Origin of the sequence: Flintibacter sp. P01028, assembly GCF_041925235.1 — a bacterium.
Taxonomy (GTDB): domain Bacteria; phylum Bacillota; class Clostridia; order Oscillospirales; family Oscillospiraceae; genus Lawsonibacter; species Lawsonibacter aceti.
Map to the genome: position 1 here is coordinate 354,893 of NZ_JBHEVC010000002.1, position 17,111 is coordinate 372,003.

At 58.6% G+C, this 17,111-nt stretch carries 18 protein-coding genes; 5 read left to right on the forward strand and 13 right to left on the reverse strand.

Annotation, left to right across the window (positions count from 1 at the left end; translation table 11 throughout):
* Window positions 1-35: 35 nt before the first annotated feature.
* From ACEVJK_RS05980 to ACEVJK_RS06035, 12 genes are all read right to left on the reverse strand, one after another.
* Window positions 36-836: an RnfABCDGE type electron transport complex subunit B gene (locus ACEVJK_RS05980; RefSeq protein WP_147571904.1), complete on the reverse strand. Its 801-nt coding sequence runs from the start codon at window positions 834-836 to the stop codon at window positions 36-38.
* Window positions 837-854: 18 nt separating this feature from the next.
* Window positions 855-1,463, reverse strand: coding sequence for an electron transport complex protein RnfA (locus tag ACEVJK_RS05985; RefSeq protein WP_262670290.1), 609 nt, complete (start codon window positions 1,461-1,463; stop codon window positions 855-857).
* Window positions 1,464-1,468: 5 nt separating this feature from the next.
* Complete coding sequence (rsxE, locus tag ACEVJK_RS05990; protein WP_147571906.1) at window positions 1,469-2,155, reverse strand: electron transport complex subunit RsxE; 687 nt, start codon at window positions 2,153-2,155, stop codon at window positions 1,469-1,471.
* A 16-nt stretch (window positions 2,156-2,171) separates the two neighbouring features.
* Window positions 2,172-2,705 (reverse strand): FMN-binding protein, encoded by a 534-nt coding sequence (locus ACEVJK_RS05995; RefSeq protein ID WP_186852628.1) that lies wholly within the window; start codon window positions 2,703-2,705, stop codon window positions 2,172-2,174.
* Window positions 2,702-3,646 carry an RnfABCDGE type electron transport complex subunit D gene (locus ACEVJK_RS06000; RefSeq protein ID WP_147571908.1) on the reverse strand — a complete coding sequence of 315 codons (945 nt, stop codon included), beginning with the start codon at window positions 3,644-3,646 and terminating at the stop codon, window positions 2,702-2,704. The genes ACEVJK_RS05995 and ACEVJK_RS06000 overlap by 4 nt, the downstream gene beginning before the upstream one ends.
* On the reverse strand, window positions 3,646-4,956 hold the full coding sequence (gene rsxC / locus ACEVJK_RS06005; RefSeq protein ID WP_147571909.1) for an electron transport complex subunit RsxC: 1,311 nt from the start codon (window positions 4,954-4,956) through the stop codon (window positions 3,646-3,648). The genes ACEVJK_RS06000 and rsxC overlap by 1 nt, the downstream gene beginning before the upstream one ends.
* Window positions 4,957-5,396: 440 nt before the next feature.
* A complete protein-coding gene (locus ACEVJK_RS06010) occupies window positions 5,397-5,552 on the reverse strand; it encodes a hypothetical protein (RefSeq protein ID WP_186852629.1) in 156 nt (51 codons plus the stop codon).
* Window positions 5,553-5,644: 92 nt separating this feature from the next.
* The gene (locus ACEVJK_RS06015; protein WP_186852630.1) at window positions 5,645-6,751 is read right to left on the reverse strand and encodes an S-layer homology domain-containing protein; all 1,107 of its coding nucleotides are present in this window, start codon (window positions 6,749-6,751) and stop codon (window positions 5,645-5,647) included.
* Entirely contained in the window at window positions 6,748-7,416 is a 669-nt protein-coding gene (locus ACEVJK_RS06020; RefSeq protein WP_147571911.1) for a redox-sensing transcriptional repressor Rex, read from the reverse strand. Before ACEVJK_RS06020 ends, ACEVJK_RS06015 begins: the two co-directional genes overlap by 4 nt.
* A gap of 171 nt (window positions 7,417-7,587) precedes the next feature.
* Window positions 7,588-9,042 carry a sodium:alanine symporter family protein gene (locus ACEVJK_RS06025; RefSeq protein WP_147571912.1) on the reverse strand — a complete coding sequence of 485 codons (1,455 nt, stop codon included), beginning with the start codon at window positions 9,040-9,042 and terminating at the stop codon, window positions 7,588-7,590.
* A 202-nt stretch (window positions 9,043-9,244) separates the two neighbouring features.
* Complete coding sequence (gene sigE / locus ACEVJK_RS06030) at window positions 9,245-9,973, reverse strand: RNA polymerase sporulation sigma factor SigE (RefSeq protein ID WP_262670279.1); 729 nt, start codon at window positions 9,971-9,973, stop codon at window positions 9,245-9,247.
* Window positions 9,970-10,851: a sigma-E processing peptidase SpoIIGA gene (locus tag ACEVJK_RS06035; protein WP_186852632.1), complete on the reverse strand. Its 882-nt coding sequence runs from the start codon at window positions 10,849-10,851 to the stop codon at window positions 9,970-9,972. Before ACEVJK_RS06035 ends, sigE begins: the two co-directional genes overlap by 4 nt.
* A gap of 213 nt (window positions 10,852-11,064) precedes the next feature.
* Between ACEVJK_RS06035 and ACEVJK_RS06040 the strand changes: the two genes are divergently transcribed.
* The 5 genes from ACEVJK_RS06040 to ACEVJK_RS06060 all read left to right on the forward strand — a co-directional run bounded on the left by ACEVJK_RS06040 (window position 11,065) and on the right by ACEVJK_RS06060 (window position 16,462).
* Window positions 11,065-11,376 carry a PadR family transcriptional regulator gene (locus ACEVJK_RS06040; protein ID WP_262670281.1) on the forward strand — a complete coding sequence of 104 codons (312 nt, stop codon included), beginning with the start codon at window positions 11,065-11,067 and terminating at the stop codon, window positions 11,374-11,376.
* A 109-nt stretch (window positions 11,377-11,485) separates the two neighbouring features.
* Entirely contained in the window at window positions 11,486-12,658 is a 1,173-nt protein-coding gene (locus ACEVJK_RS06045; RefSeq protein WP_374740216.1) for a DUF2812 domain-containing protein, read from the forward strand.
* Window positions 12,659-12,685: 27 nt separating this feature from the next.
* Window positions 12,686-13,927 (forward strand): DUF2812 domain-containing protein, encoded by a 1,242-nt coding sequence (locus tag ACEVJK_RS06050; protein WP_374740217.1) that lies wholly within the window; start codon window positions 12,686-12,688, stop codon window positions 13,925-13,927.
* Between the two features lie 25 nt (window positions 13,928-13,952).
* Window positions 13,953-15,167 carry a DUF2812 domain-containing protein gene (locus ACEVJK_RS06055; protein WP_374740218.1) on the forward strand — a complete coding sequence of 405 codons (1,215 nt, stop codon included), beginning with the start codon at window positions 13,953-13,955 and terminating at the stop codon, window positions 15,165-15,167.
* A gap of 41 nt (window positions 15,168-15,208) precedes the next feature.
* On the forward strand, window positions 15,209-16,462 hold the full coding sequence (locus ACEVJK_RS06060) for a DUF2812 domain-containing protein (protein WP_262670285.1): 1,254 nt from the start codon (window positions 15,209-15,211) through the stop codon (window positions 16,460-16,462).
* Between the two features lie 40 nt (window positions 16,463-16,502).
* On the opposite strand, the gene ACEVJK_RS06065 is transcribed toward ACEVJK_RS06060, so the two are convergent.
* Window positions 16,503-17,099 (reverse strand): toprim domain-containing protein, encoded by a 597-nt coding sequence (locus tag ACEVJK_RS06065; RefSeq protein ID WP_262670286.1) that lies wholly within the window; start codon window positions 17,097-17,099, stop codon window positions 16,503-16,505.
* Between the last annotated feature and the right edge of the window lie 12 nt (window positions 17,100-17,111).

Genomic DNA, 17,111 nt, shown 5'->3' on the forward strand with positions numbered 1-17,111 from the left:
GAGCCATCCCGGACGGGATGGCTCTTTTCTTATGATTACTCGGCAGCCGGGACATGGATGACGCCCACAGGACACTCCTTGACACACAGCTGACAGCCAATACACTTGTCCTGGTCGATGCGTGCCAAGTTGTTCTCCACAGTGATAGCCTCCTTGGGGCAGGCCTTGGCACACTTCATGCAGCCGATACAGCCGGCAGTACAGGCCTTCCGGGTATCGGCGCCCTTATCCTTATTCTGGCACAGGACCACGGGCTTACGCTTATGCTCGGGGATGATAGAGATGACCGCATTGGGGCAGACAGCGGCACAGGCGCCACAGCCCACACACTTCTCACGGTCCACCTTAGCGATCCCGTCCACGATGTGAATGGCGTCAAAGGCGCAGGCACGGGTACAGTCCCCATAGCCCAGACAGCCATACTTACACATACCATCGCCGCCATAGAGGCCCTTGACGGCCTGGCAGCTGTGGATGCCCTCGAACTCGTAGCGTTTGGAGGTCTTTTCACAGGTGCCGGAACAGGCGACCACCGCTTTCATGGGAGTGGCGGAGCTGGCCTCCACACCCATGATCTCCGCAATGGCGGCCAGGGACTTCGCCCCGCCGGGGGTACACTTATTGATGGCGTTGCCGTCCTCCACGATGCTCTTGGCGTAGTCGGCACAGCCGGCACAGCCGCAAGCGCCACAGTTGGCGCCAGCTAAAACGGCGGTAATCTTTTCAACACGCTCGTCCACAGGGACATACATGAAGATAGAGGCGGCCACCAGGATCACCGCGCCGATCAAACCGATCACGGTGACGACAATGATTGCAAGGATAATTGGATCCATATTACTCTCCCCCTCCTATCAGACACGGAAGATGGCTTCCACGATACCGCCGAAGCCCATAAAGGACAGGGAGGTCATGGCAGCAGCCACCAGAGTGATGGGCAGGCCCTTAAAGCAGGCAGGAGTCACGGCCTGCTCCACACGGCGGCGGACGCCGGAGAACAAGACCATAGCTACCAGGAAGCCGATGCCGGCGCCGGCGGCGCAGACGATGGACTCAATGAAGTTGTAGCCGTTGTCGATGTTCAAAATGGTGACGCCCAGGATGGTGCAGTTAGTGGTGATCAGGGGCAGATATACGCCCAGTGCCTTATACAGAGCGGGAACAAACTTCTTCAGGAAGTTCTCCAGCAGCTGTACCAAGATGGCGATGATCAGGATGAACACGATGGTCTGTAGATAACCCAGGTCCCAGGCCCCGCTGGCAGGGGTCAGCAGGAGCATCTGGATAGGCCAAGTGGCGGCAGTGGCCACCACCATGACGAAGGTAACGGCCAGGGACATGCCTACGGCGCTGTCCAGCTTCTTGGAGACGCCCAGGAAGGGGCAGATACCCAGGAACTTAGCAAGAACGTAGTTGTCAACCAGGATCATGGTAAAGAAGATGCTGGCCAATTTCAGAGCCATTTCCATTACGCATTACCCCCTTCCTCGACCTGAGCGGGCGCGGCGGCCTTCTTAGGACGGGTGGTCAGCCAGGTGGCGGCGGCCATCATGACACCAAAGACGAAGAAACCGCCGGGAGCGCTGGTCATCAGAGAGAAGGTATCGATGGACTCCGGGATCACCTGGATGGCAAAATCGGCGCCCAGAGCGGGAATCAGGCTGCCCAAGCCGGCCATCCAAGTACCGGAACCCAGGATCTCACGGATAGAGCCCATGATAGTCAGGGTAATGGTAAAGCCAATGCCCATGCCGATACCGTCCAGAGCGGAGTCCACGATGCCGTTCTTGGAGGCGAACATCTCGGCACGACCCAGGATGATGCAGTTGACCACGATCAGGGGCAGATACACACCCAGCGCCTTATCCAAATCGGGCACGAATGCCTTGACCAACATCTGCACCACAGACACGAAACCGGCGATAACAGTAATATAGCAGGGGATACGGACCTGGTCAGGGATGACCTTCCGCAGAGCGGAAATAACCACGTTGGAGCACAGCAGCACAAAGGTAGCCGCCAGACCCATACCGATGCCATTGGAGGCCATAGTAGAGGTGGCCAAAGTGGGGCAGGTACCCAAGACCAACCGGAGAACAGGGTTCTCATTCAAAAAACCGTTGGTTAAAATATGAAGTTTATTATTACTACTCATCTTGACTCACCGCCTTTCAAGGAATCTGGTTATAGGCGTCGATGGCGGAGTTCACAGCGTTGTTCACCGCACGACTGGAAATAGTGGCGCCGGAATAGGCGTCCACATCGGTCCCCAGGACCAGGGCCTGAGTGGCAGGCAGGCCGCTGTAATTGGCCTGATACTCGCTGTTTTCCGTCACATTGCTGCCAATACCCTTTGTCTCGGCGGCTTCGGTGACCTTGATCTGCTTGATGGTGTCATCGGGATTGAAGGCCACCATGACAGTGACCGTCCCACCGTAGCCCTTGGCAGAGCAAGTAATCACAGTGCCCACTCCATTATCCGCGGTGTAGATGTCAGACACGTTCTCCACCGCGACACCCTCCACCTTGGTGAAGTTATCCGCGTCAGGCAGCAGCTCCTTCCTGGCCTGCTCCTGTGCCACACGGATGGCCTCGTCAATGATGGGCTTTGTTACCTTGTTCGTAGCGGCCAGAGCCCCGGTGACGATGATACAGATGACCACCAGCACCACGATGGGCTTAAATACGCGATTCCAGTTGCTCATTTCGCGGCACCTCCCTTTTTCACCTTGGCGATACCCAGCTTATCCTGACGGGTGTTGACCTCGATATAGGGGACCAGCAGATTCATCAGCAGAATGGCGAAGGACACGCCCTCATTCATCGTACCCAGGAAGCGGATCGCGCAGGTGATGATGCCCAGGCCCAGGCCGAAGATTATCTTGCCCTTGTTGGTGGTAGGGGAAGTGACATAGTCAGTGGCCATAAAGAAGGCGCCCAGCATCAGGCCGCCAGAGAGCAGCTGCACGATGGGGTCCCGGCCAGCGACCAGGGACAGGACGGCCACAGTGGCCAGATAAGTAACCGGGATGACCGGGCTAATGACCTTGGTAGCGATTAGATAGATGCCGCCGATCAGAATCGTGATGGCGCAGGTCTCGCCCAGGACGCCGCCGTGATTGCCCAGCAGCAAAGTCACATACTCACTGGAGCCCAGCTGGTCAAAAACGGCCAGAGGAGTAGCGGAGGCCAGAGCGTCAATCCCATTCTCAGGCTTGGGGTAGCTGGCCATACGGCTGGCAAAGCCAACCGCAAGAGCGATACGGGCCACAATGGCGGGATTGGCGAAGTTGTAGCCCATGCCGCCGAAGAGCTGCTTCACGATAACGATGGCGATAAAGGCACCCACGATAGCCATCCACCAAGGCAGGCTGGCGGGCAGGTTAAAGGCCAGCAGGAGGCCAGTCACGACGGCGGAGAAATCAGCGATGGGTACCTCACGGCCCACCATCTTGCAGTAGCCCCACTCAAAGAAAACACAGGCGGCTACGGTGATAGCGGTAAGGATAAGGGAATTAATTCCAAAAATAAACACAGAAGCGATCAGCGTGGGCACCAGGGCAATACAGACCCGCTGCATGATCTTCTGGGTGGAGTCCGCGCTGGTGATATGGGGCGCGGCGGTGACGATCAGTTTGTTGGCCATCACTTCTTACCTCCATTCTTCATCATGATCTTGGCCAGGGCGATGGAGGGTGCCAGAGGCCGCTTTGCGGGGCAGACAAAGGAACAAGTGCCGCAGCTCATGCACAGGTCGGCGTTGAGCTGCTGGAGCAGTTCCACGTTGCCGTCGTTATAGGCCTGGACGATCTCCTTGGCGGACAGGCCCAGAGGGCAGGCGTTGGTACACCGGCCACAGTGGATGCAGTTTGTGGCCTTGGGGATGTGGGCCCACTTCTTGGAGAAGGCCAGAACAGCGTTGTTGTTTTTCAGGACCGGCTGGGACAGATCAGCGATGCAGTTGCCCATCATAGGGCCACCATAGAGCACCTTGCCGGGCTCGTCGGTAAAGCCGCCGCAGAAATCCAGCAGCTCCTGGACAGGAGTGCCGATGATGACCTCGACGTTCTTGGGCTCTTTGACGATGTCGCCGTCCACCGTGAGGCGCTTGGTGACCAGAGGCATGCCGGTCTCCAGATACTTGCCCACAAAGGCCACAGAGGTAACGTTCATGACGATAACCCCCACGTCAGAGGGCAGACCGGGGAAGGGAACTTCCCGTCCGGTGCAATTCTCAATCAGGACTTTCTCAGCACCCTGGGGATAGCGGCAGGGCAGCTCCTTGACCTCGACACCGGGCATATCAATGGCATCCTTCATCTTGGCGATTGCCTGGGGCTTATTGCCCTCGATGCCGATGACGCACTTTTTGATGTCCAGATACTTCATGACTGCCTTGATGCCGCCCAGGATGAAGTGGGTGTCCTCGATCAGGCAGCGGTTGTCAGAAGTGATGTACGGCTCACACTCAGCGCCATTGATCACCAGAGTGTCGATCTCATCCAGATTCTTAGGCGCCAGCTTGACCGCAGTGGGGAAGCCGGCTCCGCCCAGTCCAACCAGGCCACTGGCCCGGATGGCGTCCTGGAAAGACTTTAGGTCTGTCACCACCGGGGGCGCCACGGCGGGGTCCACCTTCTGCTCCCCGTCTGGAATGATGACCACGGCGGTCTGGGCCGCGCCATTGGGAGCGGTAATGGTGACGATGCTGTCCACGGTGCCGGATACGCCGGAGTGGATGTCGCTGGACACGAAGCCTCCGGCCTTGCCTACCACGGTACCTACATACACCTGATCGCCCTTGGCCACGGCGGGGGCAGCCGGAGCGCCAATGTGCTGTCCCATGGACAGAACGATCTTAGACGGCAGCGGCATCACTACCGTTTCAAGGTTGGAAGTCCTTTTTTCATGAGGGACTCCCGCACCTTGCGCGGAACGTTTGAGAAATTTACTCATTCAGATTTCGACCTCCCTATACTGCAATCGCTGGAACTGTGGAGCCTGGACACGCATTTTATACGGTCCCCCTCTTCCCTCCTGACAGGAACTGGAAACCACTGGGGGACCCCGCCCCTCTATCATACCCATGCCCCGCGGCGTCCGAGTTCAGCGGACGCACGACAAAACCCGCCGGACCCCGTTTCTCCTGTAAAACAAGTCCGTCGGTTCTGCTTGCGGGCTTTATCATACACCTTTTATGGAAAAATTGCAAGATTGATTTCGAAAAAAACGACCTGTTTCCCGAGCATTCTTCCCCCTCTCCCAAAGGATTTCACCCCACCGGCATTTCCTTCTCTTCCATAGCCGCACCCCAGGCACAGGCTTGTCCGCGTTGACCATAAAAGAGGCGCGGGCCCTCTCAGGTCCGCGCCTCCCAATCAATCTGGATCGCCTGGTCAGCAGCCACAGCCGCAGCCGTTGTTATTGTTACAGCCACAGCCATTGTTGCAGCCACAGCTATTGCCCCAGCCGCCGCAGCAGAACAGGATGATGATCAGAATGATGATCCACAGGCAGCCTCCGCCGCCCCAACCGTTATTGCAGCACCCCATTTGAAGTACCTCCTGATATGAAGTTCTGAGAGGGGCTGTTTGCCGCTCTCAATCTCATCATATGCGGAGGGGGCGGATGGGTTCTGCCTATGTCAGATAATTTTTTCCGCGAAGGCACGCAGCATCGTGGCCACTTCAGCCCGGTTAGCGCTCTTTTGTGGACTGAGCGTCAGGCTGTCGGCAGAAGAACTGCTGATGATTCCCTCCGCCACAGCCCAGGACAGGGCATTATGAGCCCAGTCGCTGGCCTGCCCCAGGTCCTGATACCCGGACAGGTCGGCCCCCTCAGCCGCTTCCAGCCCAAGGTAACTCGTGGTGAAGCTGTACAGCAGCGCCGCCACCTGCTGGCGGGTCACTTGCTGCTCCGGGCTGAAGGTGTCTGCTCCTGTTCCAGCTGTAATTCCCTGCTCCGCGCCCCACTTCACATAAGGGGCATACCAGGCACTCTCCGGCACGTCGGCAAAGGTGACACTGGCGCGCTCCAGCTCCTCTTTCGGCGCTCCAGCCATCTGGTAGAGCACCGTCATCAGCATAGCTCGGTTCATAGCTGAACTCGGTCCAAAGTGGTGCTCGTCCATCCCCGAAAACAGTGTGTTTCGGTACACATAATCTACGGGAGCGTAGTACCAATCCGTCTGGCATACATCATAGAAGGGCGTCGGATCCTCTCTGCCGTCTTCCAGGGCATAGACGCCCTGGAGCCCCAACTGGGCCGCCCCGGACAGGACCGTTACACTGGCCACAGTATTCTCTCCCACCAGGTAGCGGTGTCCGGAGGTCAGGCGGGCCCCGGAGGCCAGCTCTATTCCGTCTGTCACATCTATGAAAGCCCCGTCGTGAGAAACGGAGGCGGCTCCGTTCATCAACATGACTCCAGCCCCAGTGGTCAGTGTCATCTCATCGCCATCCGACCAATCTCTGGCCTGGAGCGTGGCGCTGTATGCGCCGCTCTCTTCGCCGGCCAGTTGCGCCAGATAGCCCTGATGCAGGTTATCGAGGCCTTTTTTGCTCTCCTCGTAAGTGCCCTGTAAGGCTTTTTCCGCAGCTTCGTTTCCAGTAGACACAGCCTTGGGCACAAAAGTCCCGGTCAGATAGCTGAGGCTGATCAGGCTGTCGCCCCCCGAAAGGGCATAAGCGCCGCAGGCCAGCATACCCAGCAGCATCACACCGCACAGCAGGCCGATCACAGGCCTTCTCATTGTGGCTCCCCCTTCTTCTCTTCCTCCCGATCCTCCCGCTGGGTAATCATGTAGCTCAGAGCCAAAAGGCTGTCAGAAAAATGGACCGATTCCACCACCACATCATCCCGAACACAGGATATCTCATAGTTTGTAAAATTCCAGATGCCGCGAACTCCGGCGGCCACCAGCCGGTCCCCCATCTCCTGGGCAGCGGCGATGGGCACTGTCAGCAGGCCTACGCTCACTTGGTTTTCCCCCAAAAAGGCCTCCAGGGAATCCGCATGATAGACAGGCACCCCAGCGATTCTGGTCCCCACCACCCGCTCATTTACGTCAAAAGCGGCCAAAAGCTGAAAGCCGTTACTGGAAAATTTAAAATTTTCTATGATAGCCCGGCCTAGGTTGCCGGTCCCCAGCACCACAATGGTATGGCCCTGATTAATGCCCAAAATATCACCGATCTCCTCTTTCAGGCTGTCCACCTTATATCCATAGCCCTGCTGCCCAAAACCACCGAAGCAGAACAAATCTTGGCGGATTTGAGAAGCGGTCAGTCCCATAGATTTCCCTAAGGCATTGGAGGATATCCGGACAACGCCGGACTCCTGAAGCTCTGAGAGCTGTCGGTAGTATCTGGGCAGGCGGCGTATCACCGCCGTTGATACTCGGGTATTTCGTTTCATAGCTTTCGCCTCATCTGCACAACCTCCCCTATACAGCGGAGGCCACTGGATATGATGTTTTTATATAGTTTACCTGATTGCCCCCCCTTGTGTCAAATCCTTTTACGACTCAAAAGGCCCAGGGACGATTCGTCGTCCCTGGGCCTTTTATTGGCAGAAAGCCTGCCAGATTCAGTTCCAAAAATCAGTTTTTTCCTTCAGGCCGATGCTGGAGGCTTTGAATACAGGGTTCTTGCCCGCCCTGCGCTGTTCCATGTAGTCCTGAAGGGCCCGCATAGCTGTACGGCCCAAAATGACAATGACCGGCAGGTTGATGATGGCCATAATGCCCATCAGCACATCGGCCAGGTCCCAGACCAAGCCAAAGGACAACTGGGCCCCTACAAAGACCAGCCCGCAAGCGATAAGCCGGAACACAGTCATCGGCACGCTTCCCAGCTTGCGGTTAGCGATGTAGTTCAAACAGCCCTCACAGTAGAACAAGTTGCCCAGCAGGGTAGTGAAAGCGAAGAGCAGCAGCGCAAAGGTGATAAAGTAGGGGCCTACCGCGCCGAAGGTAGTAGCCAGAGACGCCTGGACCAGGGGCGCACCCTCCAGTCCGCCCTTGATATCGATGCCGGTACACAGGCACATCATGGCCGTGGCGGTACAGACCAGGATGGTGTCAATAAAGACGGACAGCATCTGGACCAATCCCTGCTTGACGGGGTGGGATACGTCAGCGGCCGCGGCGGCGTTGGGGGCGGAACCCACACCGGCCTCGTTGGAGTACAGGCCACGCTTGATTCCCTGCATGATGGCCGAGGAACCAAAGCCCACGGCACCGCCGAACATGGCTCCGAAATCAAATGCCTCGCTGAAAATGCGGCCCAGGACACTGGGAATCATATTCAGATTCATCACCATGACCACCAGGGCCATCAGGATATACAACACACCCATGACAGGGACCAAAACGCCGGTAACCTTGACGATCCGCTTGCCGCCGCCCAGTACACAGATGGCCACCAGGATGGCCAGGATCACGCCGCCCACCACGGCCACAACGCTGTACTCTTTGCCGCCCAGGGTAAAGGTGCCGGCACTGGCGTAGAAGTCATAGCTGGTAAAGCTGCTAATCAGGTTGTAGGAGGCCAGCATATTGAAACCACCGGCATAGGTGGCGATGAGGGCGATGGCGAAGACAACGCCCAGCACCCGGCTCTTAAGAGCCGCCTGAATGTAGTAGGACGGACCACCATAGCTGCCGCCCTCCGGGTCCTTTTTCTTATAGATCTGGGCCAGCGTGCTCTCTACAAAGGCAGTCGCGCCTCCCACAATGGCAATCAGCCACATCCAGAACACGGCGCCATAGCCTCCGATGGCGATGGCATTGGCCACACCTACAATATTTCCGGTACCCACGCGGCTGGCTGTGGATACCATCAGCGCCTCAAATGCGGAAACCGAGTGCTGATCCCCCGTCTTTTCTCCTACCACGCGAATCGACTCCGGCAGCAGGCGCAGCTGGACAAACTTGCTCCGGAAGGTGAAGTACAGGCCTACGCCCAGCAGCATGACGATCAACAGGTAACTGTACATGAAACCGCTGATCTGACTGATTAAGCCCGCGAACGCATCATACATAACGACATCTCCCTTTCTCTCTTCCTGTCATAATTTGCGCGAAGCAGAACATATCCCAGGAAATCAAAGTCTTCCGCCCCTCAGATCTCCTGGGATATTTCTCGGCCTTACTATACCACATCTCTCCGACTTTTACCAGAGGTTTTTTCACAATTTATAAAAATGGTCAACGATAAGCAGCCAGCTTCTGTACAGTTTGCCCTCACATCATGCGGACGATCTCCTTCTTCAGCCGGGCGATGATCCGCTTCTCCAGCCGTGAGATATAGGACTGTGAGATGCCCAGCTGGTCCGCCACCTCCTTCTGTGTCCGCTCTGGGCGGCCGTCCAGCCCAAAGCGCATGGTAATAATCTGCCTCTCCCGGGGCTCCAGCCGGTCCATGGCCTGGCGCAGCAGCTGGCGGTCCACGTCCGCCTCGATGGGCCGCATGACCAGGTCCCCATCGGTCCCCAGAATGTCGGACAGCAGCAGCTCGTTTCCGTCCCAGTCGGTATTCAAGGGCTCGTCAAAGGACAGCTCTGTCTTCTGATTCGCTGTCTTTCTCAAGTACATCAGGATTTCATTTTCAATGCAGCGGCTGGCATAAGTTGCCAATTTGATGCTTTTCGCCGGCTGGTAGGTGCCCACCGCCTTAATGAGCCCGATGGTCCCAATGGAGATGAGGTCCTCAATATTGATGCCGGTATTCTCAAACCGGCGGGCGATATAGGCCACCAGCCGGAGATTGTGCTCAATGAGCAGGTCTCTCGCCCCCCGGTCTCCCCGCTCCAGCCGGGCGATGAGCTCCGCCTCCGCCTCTCTTTCCAAGGGGGCGGGCAGGGTGTCGCTCCCCCCTATATACATCACCTTGCCGGGCAGGGACAGCCCCAGACTAGTCAGCAGGCTTTCCAAATGGTCCCGCAGTTTCCAAATAATCTCTCTCATGCTCATGTGCACTCGTCCTTTCCATCCAGGGGCCCGATCAAAGCCCGGTACCCTCCTCCGTCTGACACAGGAGTTGGGGACAGGGCCACCAGAAGCGGCCCACGCTCCTTTCCACCCAGATTCAGGCTGTCCACCTTCAAGGCCAACAGCAGTCCTCTGTCCACCCCTACCGCACGGTAGGGCAACAGGCGAAAACGACCCTTCCACTCCCCGGTTCCAAGCCTGGCCATAGCACCGGCTGGATCCATGAGGTCGGCCGCCCGCGGCCTGCGGCACTCTGGAAACAGGCCGGACACACTGTCTCCCTCCGCCACCATCACAGGCCGTCCCGACACTGGGTCTGTCAGGGTATTCCCAGTATCCACCAGGGCGGTGAACTCCGCCGTCCGTTTCCCCAGCCGCAGTTTCGCCTGAAGGAGCTCTCCTGTCAAGGAATTATGCCTGCCAATTCGTTGAAAGACAGCTGTGAGGACCACATAGCAGACCGCAGCAGAGAGGAGCACCATCTTCAGGTCCAGGGAGGAATAAAACACTCCGCTCCCCAAACTCAGGCTCCGGCCGTCCAGCAGCCCGATGGCCACTACTCCACCTCCCAACGCGCAGGCCAGAGCCACAAAGATGAGCCCCTGGCGGAGTAGCCTCCGGCTCCCGCCGTAGGCCACCACCAGCATCAAAACGCAGGAGGCCAACTTACACCAGGGACCTGCCAGAAACGCCATGCCCGGCAGAAAGATGGCCACAGCATAGGCCCCACCCAGAGCGGCCGCCGCTCCGAAGCGCAGCCGACGCAGTGGCTCCCCCGCTAGGCGGGCGGCGGCCAGCAGCAGCAGATAGTCAATGATCCCATTGAGCAGAAACAGGGTATCCACATAGATGACCGTCACGCCGGACCGCTCCCCTCTCTCCAGTTCCGCCTGTCCAAAGGCGGGCGACAGACTCTATTATAGGTGCTTGACCGGAAAAAACCGGTCAGATTTCGGTTGAAAGAATTTGCGGAAAACCGCCTTTTCCTCCCCTCTCCCATTGACATTTTTCTTCTTTTCCCATATAATATCGATAGTCGATATCGCATTTCAATATTGAGAGGGGATGTTACTGTGGCCGGTAAGGAAAGAGGCCCTCTGACCGAACCCATGTTTTATGTCCTGATGTCATTTCTCCGCCGGGATATGTGCGGGACCGAGATCACTGAATTTGTCGAGCGCCGTACCCGCGGCAGAGTACGGCTGGGTCCCGGCACGCTGTATACCCTGCTGGCTAAATTTCAGGACGAGGGCTTTATTCAGGAAACGGAGGTCGATGGACGAAAGCGCACCTACCGGCTGACAGATCAGGGGCGGCAGGCCTATCATGAGGAGCTGGACCGGCTTCGGGCCTGTGTTCTGGACGGAGAGGAGGAAGAACGATGAATAAGCGCATCAAGAAGCATCTTCCCTGCGGCCTGTACGACTTCAAAGGGCTGGAGCGCTGGCTGGACCTGTACGCAGACATATTGGTTGAATCAGAAAGGAGAAGAACATGAGCGGCACTGTCTTTCGCCTTTGCCCCGTGGGTGGATATGATATCCCGGCGCTGGAAATCTGGCTGGAAAAAATGGCTGGCAAGGGTCTGGTGTTTGACTGTACGGCGGGCCCTCTGACCCTTTTTGCCCGACAGGAGCCCGCTCCCCTCCGCTTCCATCTGGAGCCCGCCCACAACAAGACAGACCAGGAGGACCCGGAGTTGACTGACCTGTTCCGGGCGGCGGGCTGGAGCTATCTGGGCATCTTCCGTAAAAACTTCTTTGTGTTCGCCACCGCCGACCGGGCGGCCCAGGCCCACACAGACCCCGATGTGCTGGACTACGCCATCCGCCGCTTTTTCAAGCAGAAGCTGTTGGGCGGCATAGGTTTGGCAATCGTCAATTTTCTGTTATACAAATTCCTATATCCTTTTTCCAACGCCTTTTCTCTGTCCGATCTCCGCTACTTCTGGGCGGAGGCGCTGGCGGACGGCCCCCTCCCCTGGCTGCTGGCCCTGCTGGGCCTTCTGCTGGTGGACCTGGCCTATCTGCTCGGCCTGTTCACCCTCTGGCGGCTCCACCGGCGGAGTCAAAAGGGTCTGCCTCTCTCCCCTGCCCCCGGCCGTCGGCTGGGCGGTGTTTTGACCTCCCTCTCCATCCTGCCCCTGGCGCTGGTGACGGTGGAGATCGTATTCGTCTTTTTTACCCACGGCTATTTCCCCTATGACCTGGCCGACTCCAACTTTGTCACCATGACTGAGATCGAGGGGCCGGAGTTCCGACCCACCGGGGATATCATGTTCAACATGGATTACATCTCCCACGGCGACACCCCCCTCACACCGGAGGAATGGTACTACCGGCAGTGGGAGTCAAACCGGGTCTTTGGCTCCGGCGGCTCTCTGGCTGACATCCCCCATCTGGAAATCAACATTACCCGTTATCTCCTCCCCGCCGTGGCGGAGCGGCGGGTCTGGGAGTGGAGGGCCTGGGGCGGACATGAGAACTATCGGGCTCTGGAGCCCGCTCACGGCCTGGAGGAGATCTGGTATTATCAGAGCGAACGAAACCCCGACTTCTATTACCTCGTCCTCCGCAAAGGCGGCCTCGTCATGCGGGTAGAGTACGAGGGCTCCAAGGATCTGACCCAATTTCTCCCTCGGTTTGCGGAAATGCTGGAAGCCCTTTGACACCTTGGACCAAAGGAGGTCATCCATATGAAACAGAGAGAAAAGCTGGTCCGGAAGATCATCCCTGTGGAGATTTATGACATGGCCGGTCTGGAGCGCTGGCTGGCCGACATGGCGGCCCAGGGGCTCCATCTGGTAAAGCTGTCCTCGGAAACCGCCCGGTTCCGACGGGGAGAACCAACCCCCGGCACCCGCTTTGGTCTGGAGATCGCCGGCTTCTACGGCATCGATCCGGAGCGCAATGCGGCCTATGGGGAGGCGGGCTGGACCTACGTGACCACCCTCTCCAATCTGTATTATGTCTACCGGACAGAGCGAGCGGACGCCCCGCCCCTCCACACCGACCCGGTGACCCAGAGCGAAACCCTCACCCCCCTAATCCGCCGAATCCGGCGCCGCCGTTTCCTGCTGGTGCTATGGCTTCTTTTCTGCTTTCGCAAGACTCTGGTAAAAATCGCCACCCAGCCCTGGATGCTGGGGCAGTATGTGGTACTGGAAACGGAAATTTTCCTCACCCTGATGATCCTGCTGGCCGGCTGGGCCATACTCTCCCTGCTGCCTCAGACGAATATGATGAAGCGCTGGAAGCGGATGTGGCGGCAGTTGGCCAACGGTATCCCTCTGAAGGAGGGCCGCCGGAACCGGGTCCCCTGGGTGGTGACGGGCTGGTGCGCTGCCGCTCTGCTCCTTCCCCTTCCCATTCTGGTGGGTGTGGTCAGCGCCCAGTCCGTCCATAAGCTGTCCGGCCCGGAGGAGTGGACCTTCCCTCATGTCACCCTGGAGCAAGCCTTCCACGGGGAGGCGGACATCACCCTGGACACTCCCCAGATGATGACCCGGTATAACACCAGAACCGCCTCCCTCCTGTGCCCGGAGCAGTACGACTGGTGGAGTTCCGGAGAGGTCCGCTCCGATGGATACAGCGGTAATGCCATCGTCGCCGTGGACTTCTATCGAACCAGGACAGACTGGGCGGCAGAGTGGCTGTTTTCCTCCCTGCGGACGGAGGAGGCCCATGAGCCGGAGCAGTTCCGGAAAAACCAGGAGCAGTTCATCCACCCCACTGTCCTCACGGTCCACCAGCCCCTCCAGGCGGTGACCCGCCCCGGCCTGGACAGTCTGGAATACACAATCCTGCAATACGACGACGATCCCCCCAACCACATCTACCTGGGCCGCCGGGGCAATCAGGTCTTTCGCCTGCTCTGCCGGGGCGTCCCCGACCAGGCGGAATGTCTGGAGCTGTTTCTGGCCCAGCTGGACCCCTGAAAGCACCAAAAGGAGGCGCCCTGTTATGAAATATGTCAGAAAGATCACCCCGGTGTCTTCCGCGGACGGGGAGGGATTGGAGAGCTGGCTGGAGGACATGGCCCTGCAGGGGCTCTATCTCAAGAAGTTCCGCCCCCTGTTCTGCACCTTTACCCCCGGCCCGGCAAAAAAGACCCGCTACCGCCTGGAGCCTTTTCGGCTCCGCCTGGATGACGACCTGCCCCGCTCTATGCTGGAGCTGTACCAGGACTTCGGCTGGGACTATATAGACACGGTGGACAACTCCATGCTGATTTTTTCCACTCAGGACCTGGACGCCCCGGAGCTCCACACTGATCCGAAGCTCCAGAGCCAGCGGTGGAAAAAGCTGTACCGTTCCGCCCGCCGGGGCTTTGTGGGGAATGTGGCATTTCTTGTCCTGGCAGTTGTTTTGACCGCCCTTCTGCTGAACGACACTCCCATTCTCAATCTATTGACCACCTCCGCCGTCCCCCTGCTCCTCTTTGCGCTGTACCAGCTGTGCGCCCTGCCCGCCGCCTGGGCCGATGTGCGGAACCTGTCCAGACTGGCGCGCCGCCTGGAGGCGGGTGAGCCGATGGACCACCACTCCCCCTATTCCCGGCGGCGGCTCGTCCCTCTGCTGTCCTTCACTCTATGCATCCTTCTGATCGTCCTGCTGATCCTTCCCCGTTACATCCTGCCCTTCCTGGGGGGCGACATGAGGCCCGTCAGCCAGGTGTCGGACTTCTCTCCCCTCTCTCTGGCGCAGGTGGAGGGGAAGGGCTACCGCCCTTATGAAACGGAGAATCACGACCAATCGGACTACTTCAATTACAGCCGAAAGAACCACTATCTGCTGTGCTGGAACCAGTGGGAGGTATTTCAGGCCGGACAGCCGGATCTGGCTGGAAAGCTGAACTGGATGCAGATCGACTGGTATGACATCCCCGCCCCCCTGTCCTTCCTCTCCGTCCCCCTGGCCAATGAACTGCTGTCCAAAGCTATGCGGTTAGATGAAGATATCTGGTGGACCAATCCGGAGGGCGGGACCTGGCAGGTGTCAAAGCACTCTGATTCCCGTGTGAATTTTTTGTCCACGGCCCGCAAGGAGGGGACCCTGTTCCAGACCGCCGCCGTGGCCATAGGGGATAAGGTCGTCCTGGTCCGCTACACCGGACACGGAGAGTTGTCCGGCCATCTGGAGGATATTATCAAAATGGCAGAGGGCAAAGCGTCCTGACCGTCCGTCTGCTATAATATAACTGATTGGGAGTGAATTTTATGTCAACTATCAGAAAAATCATCCCCTTTTCCCTTTATGATATCCCCGGACTGGAGCAGTGGCTGGAGGGCCAGGCAAACCAGGGGCTGTTCCCCACCCACCTGGGCTCCTGGGCCACCTTCGAGGACCGGGGCGTACCCGGCACCCGCTTCCGGCTGGACCCCTTCGCCAACCGGGCCGGCGAGGGGGTGGAGCCTACCCAGGAAAAGCTGGAGCTGTACCGGCAGGCCGGGTGGGAATATGCCTTCCGGGTGGGCCGGGCCTATTTCCTGTTTTACACCACGGACCCCCATACACCCGAGCTGTTTTCCGATTACCAGAGTCAGGGGCTCTCCCTGGACCGGCTGGCCAACAGCCTTCGCTCCTACCGCAGACGGAAGATCGTGCTGTGGAGCCTGCTGGGTATCCTGTTCCTGGCCGCCCTGTTCCTGGGCCATCAATACGATGTACAGCCGGACAATTTCGTCCGCCTGCCCCTGATCCTGCTTTACGCCTTCGATCCGATTCTCCTGCTCTTTCTGGCCGGTATATTTTTCTACTCCCGCCCCATCGACCGCCGGGACCGCAAGGCCCTGTTCTCCACCTACAACGCCCTGAAGGATGGGCTTCCGCCGCCCCCGTCACCAGGGCCCAGCAGGCGGATCGTCCGGGAGAACATCGCCGCGCTGGTGCTGGGCCCTATTTTAGTGGCGCTTGTTCTGTACAATCAGTTTGGCGACAGCCGGCTGACCCTCCGACCGGTGGAGGAGTTTACAGCCCCCTATATCTCCCTGTACGATCTGGAACAGGTCCCCCTGGGCCCCTATGAGACCGTATACCGGAAAAACTCCGGGTTGAGCAGTGAGAATGTAGCCCAGCGGTACTTCTCTCTGCTGTCCCCGGTGTGGTACGAGGTCAGCCAGGATCTGGATGCCCTCCAGCCGGGGAGAAAACCGTCCACCTTTTCCCCCGATCCCCACGGTGGCGAGTACACCTACTCCCCCAACCTGGACATGACCTATTTCCACACCCTCCCCCCTCTGGCCAAGCCGGTGGCACGGGCCCAGATGGATCTCTACCGTCTGGTCAACCTGTACTGGAGCTATGAGGAGGTGGACTGGCCGGGCACCGATTTTGTCATCCTGGCCACCGTGGAGGATGACCCCTGGCAGATGGCGGCGGTGGGCCGGGGCAGCCGGGTGGCGGTGTTCTGCTACGCCGGGGTGGAGAAGCTGTCCGACCACTTGGACCTGCTGGCGGAGATGGTGCAATAAAGAAAAAGCAAGGCTGTGACCTATAAAGGTCACAGCCTTGTCACTTCTTCTGATTCAACAGTTCCAGCGCCTCCCCCCGGCTGTAACAGCCGTTGAGGACGGCCAGCAGTCCGTTGGCGGACATATGCTCCGGCAGCGCCAGCCTTTTCAGCAGGGCCAGCCGCCGGGCTCCGCTGTCTGCCCCTCCGGACAGCCCGGCAGCAAACAAATCCGCTTTAGTCAGCGGCGGCCCCGCCTCCTCCGAACGCGCTCCCTCATCCAGAAAGGTCGCCCCCGCTCGGCGGAGGACCTGTTCCAGCACCCGGGGCGGCATCCCTTCCACGCCAAGCTTGCCTTCTTTCCCTCGCTGGCGCTTCCGCCGCTCCTTGCCATATACATCCGGGATATAGGCGTGCTTCAGCAGAGAGCCCGGAATCACGCTTTTGATGTGGTTTCGAATGACAAATCCCGCCCCGTCGGAATCGGTGAGGACGACAAGCCCCCGTTTTTCCGCAGCCCGCCTAAGCAGGGCCAGTTGGTCCGGGTCCTTGAAGATCCGGAAGCCGCCGGTCTCCAAAATCAGGGTATCCACCACCTGTAAGAGCGTATTCTTGTCATACCGGCCCTCTACCACGATGGCCTCTCTGATACGAAGCATGGATCTCTCTGC

Bases quoted from the DNA above. Each gene is read 5' to 3' on its own strand.
- ACEVJK_RS06050 (WP_374740217.1), top strand. From the start codon at position 12,686: ATGAAACAGAGAGAAAAGCTGGTCCGGAAGATCATCCCTGTGGAGATT.
- ACEVJK_RS06055 (WP_374740218.1), top strand. From the start codon at position 13,953: ATGAAATATGTCAGAAAGATCACCCCGGTGTCTTCCGCGGACGGGGAG.
- ACEVJK_RS06065 (WP_262670286.1), bottom strand. From the start codon at position 17,099: ATGCTTCGTATCAGAGAGGCCATCGTGGTAGAGGGCCGGTATGACAAG.
- ACEVJK_RS06045 (WP_374740216.1), top strand. From the start codon at position 11,486: ATGAGCGGCACTGTCTTTCGCCTTTGCCCCGTGGGTGGATATGATATC.
- rsxC (WP_147571909.1), bottom strand. From the start codon at position 4,956: ATGAGTAAATTTCTCAAACGTTCCGCGCAAGGTGCGGGAGTCCCTCAT.
- ACEVJK_RS05985 (WP_262670290.1), bottom strand. From the start codon at position 1,463: ATGGCTCTGAAATTGGCCAGCATCTTCTTTACCATGATCCTGGTTGAC.
- ACEVJK_RS06020 (WP_147571911.1), bottom strand. From the start codon at position 7,416: ATGAAACGAAATACCCGAGTATCAACGGCGGTGATACGCCGCCTGCCC.
- ACEVJK_RS06060 (WP_262670285.1), top strand. From the start codon at position 15,209: ATGTCAACTATCAGAAAAATCATCCCCTTTTCCCTTTATGATATCCCC.
- ACEVJK_RS06000 (WP_147571908.1), bottom strand. From the start codon at position 3,646: ATGGCCAACAAACTGATCGTCACCGCCGCGCCCCATATCACCAGCGCG.
- rsxE (WP_147571906.1), bottom strand. From the start codon at position 2,155: ATGAGTAGTAATAATAAACTTCATATTTTAACCAACGGTTTTTTGAAT.
- ACEVJK_RS06015 (WP_186852630.1), bottom strand. From the start codon at position 6,751: ATGAGAAGGCCTGTGATCGGCCTGCTGTGCGGTGTGATGCTGCTGGGT.
- ACEVJK_RS05995 (WP_186852628.1), bottom strand. From the start codon at position 2,705: ATGAGCAACTGGAATCGCGTATTTAAGCCCATCGTGGTGCTGGTGGTC.
- sigE (WP_262670279.1), bottom strand. From the start codon at position 9,973: ATGAGCATGAGAGAGATTATTTGGAAACTGCGGGACCATTTGGAAAGC.
- ACEVJK_RS05980 (WP_147571904.1), bottom strand. From the start codon at position 836: ATGGATCCAATTATCCTTGCAATCATTGTCGTCACCGTGATCGGTTTG.
- ACEVJK_RS06025 (WP_147571912.1), bottom strand. From the start codon at position 9,042: ATGTATGATGCGTTCGCGGGCTTAATCAGTCAGATCAGCGGTTTCATG.
- ACEVJK_RS06010 (WP_186852629.1), bottom strand. From the start codon at position 5,552: ATGGGGTGCTGCAATAACGGTTGGGGCGGCGGAGGCTGCCTGTGGATC.